Below are 14,517 nucleotides of genomic sequence, written 5' to 3'. Positions count from 1 at the left end.
TGGCGGAAACGCAAACGGGGCTTCCAGAGAAGCCCCGTTCGGGTAGCGTGCGCGCATGAACGCGCACTGCCTGGTTCAGATCGCCGGCGGAATCGCCGCGGGGCGACGCGCCGGCGGAATCGACCTTAGGCGGCCAGGGCGTTCTTGACTTGCGTCACGATGGCGGCAAAACCAGCCTTGTCGTGCACAGCCAGGTCGGCCAGGACCTTGCGATCGAGGTCGATCGACGCCTTTTTCAGGCCAGCGATGAACACGCTGTAGGTCACGCCGTGCTCACGCACGGCGGCGTTGATACGCGTGATCCACAGTGCGCGGAACGTGCGCTTCTTGGCGCGACGGTCACGGTACGCATACTGGCCAGCACGCATGACGGCTTGCTTGGCGATACGGAACACATTGCCACGACGGCCACGGTAGCCCTTGGCAAGGTCGATGACTTTCTTGTGACGGGCCCTTGCGGTTACCCCACGTTTGACTCTAGGCATATAAAAACTCCAATCTAAGCGGCTGAGGGGTTATGCGTACGGCAACATTGCCCGGATGGACTTCACGTCGGACTTGGCCACCTCGGCGGAACCACGCAACTGGCGCTTGGTCTTGGTCGTTTTCTTGGTCAGGATGTGGCGCTTGAACGCCTGACCCCGCTTGATCGAACCGCCTGGGCGGACGACAAAGCGCTTGGAAGCGCTTTTCTTCGATTTCATCTTAGGCACGGTGAGACTTTCCTGTTGTTTACATGCTCACGGGTGGACCCACCAACAAACGGTGAGGCACTTGATGACCCGCATTCACTTGTTTTGACCACTGTCCGGAAACGCACCGCAGGTAAGGCGAAAACGCCTGACGCAATTGCCAAGGCAACTGTTCAGGTGGTTTCAACAGCCTTACGCTGTGGATTTGAAAGCGCCCGGAACGCGTGGTTTTACCCGAAATTACGTAAAAGCATTTGCGGGCAGCCAAAGAGTATACCGCGTTATTCGGCGGAAGGCTTGCCCGCGGGCACGACCTTTTTCTTTGGAGACAACACCATGACCATCTGCCGACCTTCCAGCTTGGGCATGGCTTCGACGATGGCCGTATCCGTCAGGTCATCGCGAACCCGTTCCAACACCCGCATGCCGAGTTCCTGGTGGGCCATTTCACGGCCGCGAAAGCGCAGCGTGACCTTGGCCTTGTCGCCTTCTTCGAGGAACCGCTTCAGGTTACGCAGCTTGACCTGGTAATCGCCTTCGTCGGTACCCGGACGGAATTTGACTTCCTTGACCTGGATGATCTTTTGCTTGAGCTTGGCTTCGTGCTGACGCTTCTGCTCCTGGTACTTGAATTTGCCGAAGTCCATCAGGCGGCAGACCGGAGGCTGCGCGGTGGGGGCAATTTCTACCAGGTCGACGTCGGCTTGCTCGGACAGCCTGACTGCTTCAGCGATCTTGACGATGCCAAGCGCTTCGCCGTCGACTCCTATCAGGCGCACCTCTGGTACGTTGATTTCACCATTGATGCGATTCGGCTTGTCGGTTGCGATGTTTGAAACTCCTAATTGGATTGAGTGACCATGCGGCGCGAGTGCAGCGTCGGCGCGTGCTCGACGCTGCCACCCCGCCGTGGGGACCTGGGGCCGGCCGGGTCCGAGTTATTTCGGAACGGCGGGCAGGTCCAGATTGCGGCGGTCGGAGACGTCGGTTGCGAGCCGGGATGCGAAGGCATCGACAGGCATGACACCCAGATCGACGCCACCCCGGGCGCGCACAGCCACTGAAGCAGCCTGCGCTTCCTTGTCGCCTACCACGAGGATATAAGGAATTTTTTGCAGACTGTGCTCACGGATTTTATAGGTGATCTTCTCGCCGCGCAAATCCGAAATCACGCGGAACCCCTGCTTTTTCAGGTTGTCGGCGACACTTTTGGCATAGTCGGCAGACGATGCCGAAATGTTGACCACCACCGCCTGGGTCGGCGCGAGCCACGGCGGCATGGCGCCCGAGTAATGCTCGATGAGCATGCCGATGAAGCGCTCGAACGACCCCAGGATCGCACGGTGCAGCATGACCGGGACCAGACGCTGGTCGTTCTGGTCGACATATTCGGCGCCGAGACGGCCCGGCATCGAAAAGTCGACCTGGATCGTGCCGCACTGCCAGTGGCGGCCAATCGCGTCTTTGAGCGTGTACTCGATCTTGGGACCGTAGAACGCGCCCTCTCCGGGCGTGATGTCGAACTCGCAGCCCGAACGGCGCAGGCTTTCGATCAGCGCGTGCTCGGCCTTGTCCCAACTTTCGTCGGAACCGATCCGGTTTTCGGGCCGCGTGGCCACCTTGTACAGGATCTCGCCAAAGCCGAAATCGCGGTACACGCTCTGCAGCAGCGACGTGAACGCCACGCACTCGTCCAGGATCTGGTCGTCGGTACAGAAGATGTGGCCGTCGTCTTGCGTAAAGCCGCGCACCCGCATCATGCCGTGCAGCGAACCCGACGGCTCATTGCGGTGGCACTGGCCGAATTCGCCATAGCGCAGCGGCAGGTCGCGGTATGAATGCAGATTGGACTTGAAAATCTGCACGTGGCCCGGGCAGTTCATGGGCTTCAGCGCGTAATACCGATTTTCGGATTCCGTCGTGAACATGTTGTCACGGTAGTTATCCCAGTGGCCGGTCTTTTCCCATAGCGAACGATCCAGGATCTGCGGCGCCTTGACTTCCTGGTAGCCGTTGTCGCGATACACGCTGCGCATGTATTGCTCGACGTTCTGCCAGATCGTCCAGCCTTTGGGATGCCAGAAGATCAGGCCGGGCGCCTCTTCCTGGAAGTGGAACAGATCCAGTTCGCGGCCCAGACGGCGGTGATCGCGCTTTTCGGCTTCTTCGAGCTGGTGCAGGTACTGGTCCTGCTCTTCCTTCCTGGCCCAGGCCGTGCCGTAGATACGCTGCAGCATTTCGTTCTTGCTGTCGCCACGCCAGTAGGCGCCGGCCACCTTCATCAACTTGAAGACCTTCAGCTTGCCGGTGTTGGGCACGTGCGGGCCGCGGCACAAGTCGATAAAGTCGCCTTCGCGATACAGCGTGATGTTCTGGTCGGCCGGAATCGACGAGATGATCTCGGCCTTGTACTTTTCGCCGATCGAATTGAAGAAGGCCACCGCGTCGTCGCGCTTCCATTCTTCGCGGGTGACCGGCTCGTCTTTCTTGGCCAGCTCCGCCATCTTGGCTTCGATGGCCGCCAGGTCTTCCGGCGTGAACGGGCGCGAATACGAAAAGTCGTAGTAGAAGCCATTGTCGATGACCGGGCCGATGGTGACCTGGGCCGACGGGAACAACGACTTGACAGCATAGGCAAGCAGGTGCGCCGTCGAGTGCCGGATGGTATCGAGCCCGTCGGCATCCTTGCCGGTCACGATCGCCAGCTTGGCGTCACGATCAATGGTGAAGCTGGTATCGACCAGGCGCGACTCACCGTCGTCGAGCGTGACCCGCCCCGCCAGCGCAGCCTTGGCCAAGCCGGCGCCAATCGACGCAGCCACTTCGCCCACGGTCACCGGACCGGGAAATTCACGCTGGGAGCCGTCGGGCAGCGTTACCTGAATCATGACAAACCTCGAAAGAGAAAGCGGTAGTGGGACAGCAAGGGGATGCGGCGCAGACCTGCCAGATCGATGGACGAAAAAAGCGGCCATGGCCGCGTTTCATTTCCGATTCTGCAAGGACCCCGAAGCGATCGGGACAAACAACAACAGCCCTCAGAAAAACCAGCGCGACTAGGCGGCGATTTCTCTGCGAGTAGTTCGTGCATCGCGCACTTCAGACTGTTTGCTAAAGACAGAACACATGTTCCGGCATTTCCTGAGAGACCGGCATAAAGTAACCGCCGGTTCCGAGAACATCTGTGGACGTTCTCTGGAGATTCAAGCCTGGGCGTTTATCAGGGCCTTCATCAGGGCGTTTATCAGAATGACGCGCGCATAAATCAACCGCGTGCAATTCTGATGACAAAACTTCCTGATTGCCAAGCTTGAATGAATTAACTGGTAGGCAGTACTGGATTCGAACCAGCGACCTCTTCGATGTCAACGAAGCGCTCTAACCAACTGAGCTAACCGCCTGCAGCAGCAACGAATGAAACTATAACCTATTAAATATCGGCTTGTCAAAGCGCTGACGCTAGGAGAATTCAATAAATGCGTCGGTGCCCGCCACGCGGGCTTCGTGCATCGACCCTTCGCCCAGCAACCACGCGGCAAAAGCGGCAATGGCAGGATCGCCGTCACGATGGTTTTCGTAAACGATGACGTAAGGATCGGACGGAGCCAGCGCCTGCGGAAATGGCGCCACCAGCCGCCCGGACGCCAGTTCGTCTTCCATCAGGTAGCGGGGCGCCATGGCCACGCCCAGGCCATCGAGCGCCGCTTCCAGCGCCAGATAGGTGTGATCGAAGCTGACGCAAGCTGCGGGAGCTGGCGCGGCCGCCCGCGCGTAGGTCTGCCATTGGCCCCAGTCATCTGGTCTCATGTCGGCGGTGAGCCATGTCTGGGCGGCCAGCGCCGACAGCGCATCCTTGCCCAGGCCGCCTTGGCGGTCCGGCGGGGCCAGGTTCGTGAAGCGGCCGGCGATCGCAGGCGAACACATCGGGGTGATCGACTCGCGCATGAATGGCAACTGCTGCCGGTGCCCAAGGGGGCTGGCGCCGCGGCGGATCACGACATCCACACCCGCTGGCCATGCCCCATTCTGTTCGCGGCGATTGTTGAGCCGGATGCCGATGTCAGGATGCAGCCGCAGAAAGTTCGTGAGCCGCGGGACCAGCCAATGCAAGGTCAGGGTCGGTGGCGCGCTCACGACCAGTTGCACGGCTTCAGGCTGTGGCGTGGGCGTGATGCGCGCGATCGCCTCGGCCACCCGGTCAAGCGCTGGACTGACGGCCTCCAGCAGGTCCCGTCCCGCAGCGGTCAGCACCAGCCGGCGCGCGCGCCGGTCGAACAGCGCTACGCCCATCCAGCTTTCCAGATTGGCCAATTGCTTGCTGACCGCCCCGTGCGACACACACAACTCGTCCGCGGCCGGCACCACGCCGCCCAGACGCGCCGCCGCCTCGAAGGTCTTCAAGCTATTCAACGGCGGCAGGCGGCGCATCGTTCCTTTTCCTCACATCAACCGGGAAATCTATTCGCTGGAGCCCTGCGGCTCGTGTACCTAGAATCAGCCCAACTGGCCACCGAAAAGCAGAGCCAGGCCACCCCATTATCATTCCGGAGACCGCCATGATCGTCCACCTGCTTTGCCGCGCCGGCATCCACGCCTGCAAGGGGCTGAACGCACTCGGCGACCTGACCATCCCGACGGCCCTGGCCGCGATGGTAAGCGCCACCGCCTTGTCGGGATCTTTGGCGCACGCCGCCGACGCCTACCCTGCCCGTCCCATCCGATTGATCGTCCCGTTCGAGCCTGGCGGCAGCACGGATCTCACCGCGCGTATCACCGCCCAGCACATGAGCGAGCGCCTTGGGCAGAGCATTGTCGTGGAAAACAAGGCTGGCGCGGGTGGCAACATCGGCACCGATGCCGTGGCGAAGAGCAAGCCCGATGGCTATACCCTGCTGTGGGCCAACGTTGCGCCAGTCGCCATCAATCCGCATCTCTACGCAAAGATGCCGTACGACGCCGTGAAAGATCTGGCGCCCGTGGGGCTGGCAACCGTTTTCCCGAATGTGCTGGTGGTCAAGGCGGCGTTTCCGGCCGACACGCTTGCGCAATTCGTCTCGAAATCCAAGGGTGAACTGAAAGGATTGACGTATGGGTCGGCCGGCAACGGCAGTTCGACGCACCTGGCGGCGGAATGGCTCAAGACCGAACTGGGCGCCGCATGGCTGCACGTGCCCTACAAGGGCGGCGGCCCGGCGCTGCTCGCCGTCGCTGCCGGGCAGGTCGACATGTACTTCAGCAGTGTGCCGGCCGCCCTGCCCTACATCAAGAATGGCACCCTCAAAGCCATCGGCGTGACCAGCCTGAATCGCGCACCCTCGTTGCCGGACGTGCCCACAATCGCCAGCGCCGGCCTGCCGAATTTCGAAGCCTTGAACTGGAACGGCCTGATGGCGCCAGCGGGCACCCCGTGGCCGTGCTCGACAAGCTCAGCGCGGCCATGCGCGAGACCTTGGCATCCGATACCGTGCGAACCAAGCTCACTGCGCAAGGCGCGGAACCGTCGCCCACCACCCGCGAGGCCTTTGCGGCCTACCTGAACTCGGAGAGCACCAAGTGGGGCCGGATCGCCAAGCTCGCGAACGCCAGGATCGAATGATGACGGACCGTGCTGCGCCCGCCCAGTGGGAAAGCGAAGCCGTGCTGGACGCCATTGCCGACTTCGTCGTGAAGGATGTCGACTGGCCCGGCGCCACGCTGGACACCACCCGGCTGTGTCTGATCGATGCGCTGGGCTGTGCGATGGGCGCCCTTGGCGACCCCGATTGCATGCGGATGCTCACCCCGCTGTTTTCCTCGCCCCCCGGTTGGGAAAACGTGCCGGTGCCCGGGACGGCGTGGCGCCTCGATCCTGTGACCGCGGCCTTCGACATCGGTACCGCGATACGGTGGCTGGACTTCAGCGACACGAGCGTGGTCGGCGGCCATCCGTCGGACAATCTGGGCGCCATCCTTGCGGCGGCCTGTTACGCCAGCCGATCGCGGCAACGTCAGGGGCGGCCCGGCCTGACGCTGCGCGACGTGCAGGATGCAATGATCAAGGCCTACGAAATCCAGGGCCGCCTTGCCCAGGCCAACCGCTTCGACCATCCATCCGTGGCGCTGGATCACGTCATCGGGGTCAAGATCGCCTCCACGGCGGTGTCCACCCACCTGCTGGGCGGCGATCGCCATGCGGTCCGGCGTGCATTGAGCAACGCGTTTCTGGATGGCCAGGCAATGAATGCCTACCGGCATACGCCCAATGCCGGCACGCGCAAGGGCTGGGCGGCGGGCGACGCCTGCGCCCGGGCAATCTGGCTTGCCCTGCGCACCTTGCAGGGTGAGATGGGCTATCCGCAACCGCTGTCGGCCCCGACCTGGGGCTTCGAAGCGGTCTATTTGGGCGGGCGTCCGGTCGCGCTGGCTCAACCGCTGGGCCACGGCATCCTGGACCGCGTGATCTTCAAGCTGTCGCCTTGCCAACGCAATGCCAGCACCGCGCTCGAAAGCGCGGTGTTGCTGCGGCCATGGCTCGCGGGGCGCATCGATGAGATCGCCAGGATCCGCATTTTCACGCACGACGAAGTCTTGCGCCGGATCAACAAGACGGGCCCGCTTGCGACGCGGGCCGCGCGCGACCATTCTCTTCAGTACATCGTTGCGATGGCCCTGCTGAAAGGGGCAGTCGCCAGCGAGGATTACAGCGACGACAGCGCCAGCGATCCGAGAATCGATGGGCTGCGCGACAGGATGGAAGTGATCGAAGACCCCGCCTACACCGCCGGCCACCACGACCCGGCCGTGCTGAGCTGCGCCAATGCCGTCCAGATCGTGCTGCACTCGGGCGACACCTCGGACCGGATCGAGACCCTGTATCCCGTCGGAGACCCGTCGCGGCGGGCCGAGTGCCTGCCGCGTCTGCTGGACAAATTTGCCGGCCTGACAGCGAATCATTGGCCGGCGCAAAAGCGTGAACAGGTGCTGGCGACACTAAGCCGCCAAGCCGGCATGGCCTCCATCAGGATCGAAGACTGGCTGGACGGGCTGGCCGCCGACTCGCAAGGACCGGCGGGTTGAGCCATACGCGCGCCGTGCTGCGGGACGCCAGCACTAACGCGCGCCCTAGCGCCGCGACACCTCGACCACCCCCGCCACGTCCCGGATCCCCGCCAGCGCCTTGTTCAGGTGCTCGGCATTACCGACTTCGGCCGTGAACACCATTCGCGCCTGCAATTGCCGGCTTTGGGTGTTCACGCCGATCACGTTGATGCGCTGGCGGGCAAAGACTTCGGAAATGTCGCGCAGCAGCCCGTGGCGGTCGGCGGCCATGACGATGATGTCCACCGGGTAGACGGCGTCGCGGGTGTCACCCCAGGTCACGTCGATGATACGTTCGCGTTCGCGCTCGGCCAGGGCCAGAAAGCTTTTGCAGTCGCGGCGGTGGATGGACACACCGCGGCCGCGCGTGACGAAGCCGGAAATCAGATCGGGCGGCGCGGGGCGGCAGCACTTGGCCAGCTGGGTCATGAGCGAGTCGACGCCCACCACCAGCACGCCACTCTTGCCGGCATGGCCCGGGCTTTCGGACAGGCTGGGCCGGTTGAGCGCCGCCAATTCGATCTCGGGTTCGACGGCAGGCGTCTCGAACGCGGCGGCGACCTGGCGCAGGCCGAACTCGTCTTTGGCGATGGCCACATACAAGTCGTCGGCGCAGGCAAAACCAAGCTGCTGGGCCAGCTGCTCGAGATTGGTCGCGGTCTTTCCAAGGCGTTGCAGCTCCTTGTCGAGCATGGTCTGGCCCTGCGCGATCCGCTGCTGGATGTCGATGGCGTTGAACCACGCGCGCACCTTGGCGCGCGACCGCTGGCTGGCCAGATAGGCCAGCTGCGGGTTCAGCCAGTCACGCGACGGGCCGCCCGATTTGGTCGTGATCACCTCGACCGTCTGGCCGGTGATCAGGCGGGTGTTGAGCGGCACCATGACGCCATCGACACGCGCGCCACGGCAGCGATGGCCCAGGTCGGTATGCACCTGATAGGCGAAGTCGACCGGCGTTGCGCCTGACGGCAGTTCGATCACGCGGGCCTGCGGCGTCAGCACGTAGATGTTGTCGTCCAGCTGGTCGAGCGCGGTCGCGCCCAGCGTCTCGTCGACCTGGACGTCGGTCTTCCACGCCAGCAGCTGCCGGATCCAGGCCAGCTTGCGGTCGTATTCCGAATCGGCGCTGACGCTGCCCCCTTGGCGCCGGCTTCCTTGTAGCGCCAGTGCGCCGCCATCCCGAACTCGGCGAACTGGTGCATCTCTTCGGTCCGGATCTGCACTTCGAACGGCCGGCCGTCGTCGTCGTACACGACCGTATGCAAGGACCGGTAGCCGTTGGGCTTGGGCCGCGAGATGTAGTCATCGAATTCGTTGGGCACCGGGGTCCACAGGTTGTGGACCAGGCTGAGCGCCGTGTAGCAGGTGCGGATGTCATCGACGATGATGCGCAGCGCCCGCAGATCGAACAGGCTCGAGAAATCCATGCGCTTGTTGCGCATCTTGTTCCAGATGCTGTAGATGTGCTTGGGCCGGCCGGTCACCTCGCCGGCAATACCCGCGGAAGTCAGCGCGGTCGACACGCGCATGACCGCCCGGTTGATGAACAGCTCGCGTTCGACCCGCTTTTCTTCCAGCAGCCGGGCGATTTCCTTGTAGCGGACCGGTTCCAGGAAACGAAAGGCCAGGTCTTCCATCTCCCACTTGATCTGCCAGATGCCCAGGCGGTTGGCCAAGGGGGCGTACAGTTCCAGCGTCTCACGCGCGACCGACTCTTGAAGCGGCACTTTGCTTTGGGCATGCCAGCGCAGGGTCTGCAGCCGGGACGCCAGGCGCATCAGCACGATGCGCAGGTCGGCCGCCATGGCAAGCAGCATCTTGCGCAGCATTTCGGATTGCGCGCCGCTGCCGGCGGACGAATCGCTGGCGTCGCGGGTGACCTGCCCCAGCCGGATCAAGGCGCGATAGCCGTGCACCAGCCGGCCGATTTCGGCGCCGAAGCGCAGCGTGACCGGGTCCTTGCCGGGATTGGCGTTGACTTCGCGATTGCCGACCGCGGTGGCCAGGATGGCGGCCATGCGGGTGTGCACGTCCACCTGCAAGCCGGACAGAATCGCAACCACGCCGGCCGCATGGCCGGCCAGGGACTCTTCACCCACCACGCCGTCGCGCTCGAAGCGGGGCAAGGCCCACGCCAGTGCCTGTCGCAGTTCTTCCTGCGCGTCGAACGACAGGCCGTCGTTGGCGACATGATTCCACGTGTCCCCGAAGTGGGACATGGCAGCGGAGGAGGCTTGAAGGGTGGTATCGCTCATCGTCATACACTTTACATCGCGCAGGGTTGCAAGGGTGCGACCACTGCCTTCAGACCCGGGAACCACACACTATGTTGGGATGGATTTTTGGCCGCGGTGCGTCAACGACGCAGGTGGCTCAGGTACAGGCGCGCATTACACCCGAATTATGGACCCAAACGGTCCGCGGGCATGGGTTTCTGGCCCGGTTGAGCCAATCCGAAATGGACGAGCTGAAAAGCCGTTGCGCCTGGTTCCTGGCCAGCAAATCGATGACCGGCGCCGGCGGCTTCGTGCTGAATGATGCGATCTGCCTGTCGATCGCCGTTCAGGCCTGCCTGCCCATCCTGAAGCTCGATCCCCTGCTCTACCACGGCTGGAACGAAATCATCGTCTACCCGGCCGGTTTCCTGATCCCGCGAGAGGAAATGGATGAAGACGGCGTGGTCCACGAGTACGTGCAAGAGGCCGCGGGCGAGGCCTGGGACGGGGGCCCCGTCGTCCTGTCGTGGGAAGACGCCGCGCCGCGCGAGGCCGACCTGAACGACGAAGATGGCCCGGGCCATGCCTTCAATGTGGTGGTGCACGAGTTCGCGCACAAGCTCGACCTGATCGATGGCGAGCCCGATGGCATGCCCGCGCTCGACGCCCATCCCGATCTGCAACCACGCCGCTGGCGACAGGTGATAACGGCAAGTTATGAGGCGTTCAATGACCAGCTGGACGCCATCGAAGCCGCGATTCCGGACGATGTGGACCCCGAGTCGGAAGACGCCAACGCATGGTATGGGCAACTGCCGATGGACCCGTACGCTGCCACCGATATCGCCGAGTTCTTCGCGGTAAGTTCGGAAGCGTTCTTTGTCCAGCCGGCGCCGCTGGCCGCGGCATACCCGGACTGGTACGCGCTGCTGGCGGCTTATTACCGGCAGGACCCGCTGGCCGGTTGAACCAGCAGGACCGAACGGGCAGGACCGAACCGGCAAGACCGAACCTGCAGGTCCGGCCCACGGGACGTCCGCCTATCGCATCAGATCGCCGCGGTGATGACGATCTCGACCTTGTATTCCGGCGCGGCCAGCTTGGCTTCGACGGTGGCGCGGGCAGGCGTATTGCCGGCCGGCACCCAGGTGTCCCACACGCCATTCATCTGGCTGAAGGTCGCGATGTCGGCCAGGAAGATCTCGGCGCGGATGATCTTGGTCTTGTCGGTACCCGCTTCGGCCAGCAAGGCGTCGATGGCGGCCAGCACTTGGGTGGTCTGACCGGCGACATCTTGCGACGGGTCACCCGCAACCTGGCCCGCCAGGTAGGCAACGTTGCCGTGAACAACCATTTCAGACATCCGTTTGCCGGTGTGGAAGCGCTTGAGACTCATGGAATTCCTTGAACGTGAGGGAAAGGGAAACGCGGCAGCGAGTTTAGCAGCGGCCGCGCGCCGCCTCGACCCTAGGCCTTGGGCGCATCCATCAGGCTCACATGCGCCGCCACCACGCGCCAGCCTTCGTCCATCCGCACCCAGGTCTGCGTCTGCCGGCCGATGCGCGGGGTCGATTCACGCGTAAATTCGACATTGGCCACGGCAAAGTCGCGGCCAAAGGTCGTGACCGACCTGGCCGAGATGGTGCGCGACAGGCCGACCGACGGACGGGCGTTACGGAAGTCCTGGATGGCCTGGAAGCCGTACAGGTTTTCGCCCGCCCCGTAGCGCAGCGTGTGCGGCGAATTCCAGAACAGGCGGTCGAGCACCTCGACGTCATTGGTGACCAGCGCCTGTTCGTACTCGGCAAACACGGCTTCGACTTCGGCCAGGGTTTCGGGATGGTTGATTTCTGGGGACATGGAAAACGCCTGAAGATTGAGAAGGTTTTACTTGCCGCCCCAGTGCACGAAACGGCGTTCGGCCACCAGGAACAGCAGATTGAGCACGTAACCGAGCGCGCCCGCGGCAAAGATCGCGGCATACATTTCGGGCATGTCGAACACCATTTGCGCATTCATGATGCGCTGGCCCAAGCCGTCGGTGGAACCGATGAACATTTCGGCCACGATCACGATCACCAGCGCCAGCGAGACGCCCGACCGCATGCCGACAAACGTCTGCGGCAGCGATTCCCACAGGGTCACGTCGCGCAGCACCTTTACCGCCGACGCGCCCATCACCTTGGCCGCGAGCTGACGCTGCTTGCGTGCGTTCATCACACCATACGACACGTTGAACAGAATGCCCAGGCCGGCGCCGAATGCCGCAACCGCGATCTTGGTTGCCTCGCCCACGCCGAACAGCACCAGGAACAAGGGGAACATGGCCGACGCCGGTGTCGAGCGGAAAAAGTCGATCGCAAATTCGAGCGAACGATAGACGCGTTCGGACGATCCGAGCAAGATCCCAAGCGGGACCGCAATGACCGTGGCGATGATGAACGACGCAAAGGTCCGCACGATGGTCTTGTAGAAGTCGCCCCACAGGGTGCCCTGGGTCAGTCCCTTCCAGAACGCCTCAAGAGATTGGCCGGGCGACGGCAGCAGCACCGGGTCCACCAGCTTGACCTCATGCGCGAACCACCACAGGAAGATGATGAGCAAGGCGCCCACCAGCGGTTGCAGGCGCGGCGCCCAGCGGCGCGACAGGTGCGTGATCATGGCTTGCGTACCTCGCGTTGGAAGACTTCCAGGCAATGGCTCTTGACCCGGACAAACTCCGGCGTCACGGTCGTGTCCACCGTGCGCGGCCGGGGCGCATCGAATGGCACGATCTCGCTCACGTGGGTCGGCCGCTTCGTGAGCAACAGCACGATGTCGGCCAGGCATACGGCCTCGTCCAGGTCGTGCGACACCAGCAGCGTGGTCGTCTGCCGCTCGGTCAGGACCTTCTGCAGCCGATCACGCAGGAACAGCGTCATTTCGTAGTCGAGCGCCGAGAACGGCTCGTCAAGAAACAGCACCTCCGGATCGACCACCAGTGCCCGCATGATCGACACCAGCTGCTGTTGTCCGCCCGACATTTCGTACGGGTAACGGTTCAGATCGAGCTTGACGTCGAAGCTGGCCAACAGGCTTTCCACGCGCGCATCGCATTCCGCCCTGCTCAGCCCAAGGAACTGGAGCGGATACCGGATGTTGTCGCGGGCGCGCAGCCATGGGAACACAGCTTCGCGGTAGTTCTGGAAGACGTAGCCGATGCGGCTTTCGCGCACTTCCTTGCCCTCGAACAGGATCTGGCCGCTGTCGTACGGCATGATCCCCGACATCATGTTGATGAGGGTGCTCTTGCCGCAGCCGTTCGGGCCGAAGATCGAAATGATCTTGCCCTTCGGAATGTCGAGATCGAAGTTTTCATACAGCGTGCCGCCTTCGAACCGCTTGGTCAGGCCCCGCACGGTAATGTGGGTGCCTGCCGGAAACCAGCGGTGGCCCGCGGGCACGCTGGCCGGGGCCGCGCCGGGGCCAGAGGCGACGGCCTGGAGATGTGCTGCGCGCATGGGGGACCCTGGATCAGAATTTCTTGATGAACGTGGCGGTGTCGATCTTGTCTTTCACGACACCCAGGCTCACCCCGATGTCGACGAACTTCTGGAAGGACGTGAGATCGGCGGGTGACAGGTCGGCGACCATGACGATCTTGGCCAGCGGCACGGTGGGCGCCAGCGCGGCGGGCGTGTTCATGTCCTGCGCCAGGTAGTCACGCACCTTGGGATCGGTGTTCGCATCCTTGGCGCCCTTGGCCCAGGCCGACGCAAAGCGCTTGGCCAGATCGGGGTTGTCGGCCAGGAGCTTGCCGGAGATGGCCGCGCCGGCGGCAAAGGCCAGCGCGTCTTTGCTGCCTAGCAGGTGCGTCGAAATCACGCCCGCCTCCAGCCGCCTTCCAACCCCTTGCGCAATGATGTTGCTGGCAATGGGTTCCAGCGTGTAGCCGCCATCGAACTGGCCGCCCTGCAAGGCGCCCAGATGCACGCTCAGTTGCTGTTCCTGAATCGTGTAGTCCTTGTTCTCTTCCAGGCCAATGGCCTTGAGCACGGCGCGCGCGCTGCCGATGTTCGCCGGACCGGGCGCCGAGAACAGCTTCGTGCCCTTCAGGTCTTTGAGCGACTTGGCGGTACTGGACGTCTTCACCACGAACTGCTCGGTGATGTACTGGGCGTTCTGGCCGTTCAGTGCGATGTAGCTGAGCGTATTGGGGCGGCGCGCGTTGATGTTCGCGCCCTCAAGCGTGACCAGGTTCGATGCGATGTCGATGGTGCCGGCAACCATCGATTGCACGATCAGGGGATGATTGGCCAGGGGCACGGTCTCGACGTCAATGCCCACGTCCTTGAAGTAGCCGCGATGCAGGGCAACGAAATACGGCAGGGCCGAGCTGGACGGGAAGACCCCGACCTTGACCTTGTCGGCTGCGCTGGCGGGCGCGGCAAAGAGCCCGGCGATCAACACGGCGGCAGTCCCGACGGCGGCGGTAAAACCATGACGAAGCTTCATGACAACATCCTTCAGTTCAAGAGAGTGAGCAAGTCGGG

General features: G+C 63.2%; 13 protein-coding genes, 1 tRNA gene and 1 pseudogene. 3 read left to right on the top strand and 12 right to left on the bottom strand.

Annotation, left to right across the window (positions count from 1 at the left end; genetic code table 11):
• Positions 1–125 precede the first annotated feature (125 nt).
• The 6 genes from rplT to ACNANG_RS24315 form a co-directional block, all read right to left on the bottom strand.
• Positions 126–485: a 50S ribosomal protein L20 gene (rplT, locus tag ACNANG_RS24340; protein ID WP_179587526.1), complete on the bottom strand. Its 360-nt coding sequence runs from the start codon at positions 483–485 to the stop codon at positions 126–128.
• A 30-nt stretch (positions 486–515) separates the two neighbouring features.
• Positions 516–713 (bottom strand): 50S ribosomal protein L35, encoded by a 198-nt coding sequence (gene rpmI, locus ACNANG_RS24335; protein WP_420225181.1) that lies wholly within the window; start codon positions 711–713, stop codon positions 516–518.
• Between the two features lie 260 nt (positions 714–973).
• Complete coding sequence (infC, locus tag ACNANG_RS24330) at positions 974–1,543, bottom strand: translation initiation factor IF-3 (RefSeq protein ID WP_420227650.1); 570 nt, start codon at positions 1,541–1,543, stop codon at positions 974–976.
• Positions 1,544–1,630: 87 nt separating this feature from the next.
• Positions 1,631–3,580: a threonine--tRNA ligase gene (gene thrS, locus ACNANG_RS24325; RefSeq protein WP_420225179.1), complete on the bottom strand. Its 1,950-nt coding sequence runs from the start codon at positions 3,578–3,580 to the stop codon at positions 1,631–1,633.
• A gap of 436 nt (positions 3,581–4,016) precedes the next feature.
• Positions 4,017–4,093: transfer RNA gene (locus tag ACNANG_RS24320), tRNA-Val, on the bottom strand.
• 58 nt (positions 4,094–4,151) lie between these two features.
• A complete protein-coding gene (locus tag ACNANG_RS24315; RefSeq protein WP_420225178.1) occupies positions 4,152–5,120 on the bottom strand; it encodes a LysR substrate-binding domain-containing protein in 969 nt (322 codons plus the stop codon).
• Between the two features lie 128 nt (positions 5,121–5,248).
• Between ACNANG_RS24315 and ACNANG_RS24310 the strand changes: the two genes are divergently transcribed.
• Together ACNANG_RS24310 and prpD are read left to right on the top strand one after the other, a co-directional pair.
• A complete protein-coding gene (locus tag ACNANG_RS24310; RefSeq protein ID WP_420225177.1) occupies positions 5,249–6,229 on the top strand; it encodes a Bug family tripartite tricarboxylate transporter substrate binding protein in 981 nt (326 codons plus the stop codon).
• Positions 6,230–6,287: 58 nt separating this feature from the next.
• Positions 6,288–7,748: a 2-methylcitrate dehydratase gene (gene prpD, locus ACNANG_RS24305; protein ID WP_420225176.1), complete on the top strand. Its 1,461-nt coding sequence runs from the start codon at positions 6,288–6,290 to the stop codon at positions 7,746–7,748.
• A gap of 45 nt (positions 7,749–7,793) precedes the next feature.
• On the opposite strand, the pseudogene ACNANG_RS24300 reads toward prpD, so the two are convergent.
• A pseudogene (locus tag ACNANG_RS24300) lies at positions 7,794–9,988 on the bottom strand (RelA/SpoT family protein).
• Positions 9,989–10,095: 107 nt separating this feature from the next.
• On the opposite strand from ACNANG_RS24300, the gene ACNANG_RS24295 reads away from it, so the two are divergent.
• Positions 10,096–10,953 carry a zinc-dependent peptidase gene (locus tag ACNANG_RS24295; RefSeq protein WP_420225174.1) on the top strand — a complete coding sequence of 286 codons (858 nt, stop codon included), beginning with the start codon at positions 10,096–10,098 and terminating at the stop codon, positions 10,951–10,953.
• A gap of 80 nt (positions 10,954–11,033) precedes the next feature.
• On the opposite strand, the gene ACNANG_RS24290 is transcribed toward ACNANG_RS24295, so the two are convergent.
• The 5 genes from ACNANG_RS24290 to ACNANG_RS24270 form a co-directional block, all read right to left on the bottom strand.
• The gene (locus ACNANG_RS24290; RefSeq protein ID WP_420225173.1) at positions 11,034–11,381 is read right to left on the bottom strand and encodes a RidA family protein; all 348 of its coding nucleotides are present in this window, start codon (positions 11,379–11,381) and stop codon (positions 11,034–11,036) included.
• A gap of 71 nt (positions 11,382–11,452) precedes the next feature.
• Positions 11,453–11,845 (bottom strand): oxalurate catabolism protein HpxZ, encoded by a 393-nt coding sequence (gene hpxZ / locus ACNANG_RS24285; RefSeq protein ID WP_420225172.1) that lies wholly within the window; start codon positions 11,843–11,845, stop codon positions 11,453–11,455.
• Between the two features lie 27 nt (positions 11,846–11,872).
• The gene (locus tag ACNANG_RS24280; protein ID WP_420225171.1) at positions 11,873–12,646 is read right to left on the bottom strand and encodes an ABC transporter permease; all 774 of its coding nucleotides are present in this window, start codon (positions 12,644–12,646) and stop codon (positions 11,873–11,875) included.
• Positions 12,643–13,485 carry an ABC transporter ATP-binding protein gene (locus tag ACNANG_RS24275; protein ID WP_420225169.1) on the bottom strand — a complete coding sequence of 281 codons (843 nt, stop codon included), beginning with the start codon at positions 13,483–13,485 and terminating at the stop codon, positions 12,643–12,645. The genes ACNANG_RS24280 and ACNANG_RS24275 overlap by 4 nt, the downstream gene beginning before the upstream one ends.
• Before the next feature lie 13 nt (positions 13,486–13,498).
• Positions 13,499–14,479: an ABC transporter substrate-binding protein gene (locus ACNANG_RS24270; RefSeq protein WP_420225168.1), complete on the bottom strand. Its 981-nt coding sequence runs from the start codon at positions 14,477–14,479 to the stop codon at positions 13,499–13,501.
• Between the last annotated feature and the right edge of the window lie 38 nt (positions 14,480–14,517).

Origin of the sequence: Pigmentiphaga litoralis (assembly GCF_048632615.1) — a bacterium.
In the GTDB taxonomy this organism is placed as follows: domain Bacteria; phylum Pseudomonadota; class Gammaproteobacteria; order Burkholderiales; family Burkholderiaceae_B; genus Pigmentiphaga; species Pigmentiphaga litoralis_B.
Note: the sequence above shows the minus strand (reverse complement) of the source record. Positions and strands in the feature narration are given on the sequence as shown.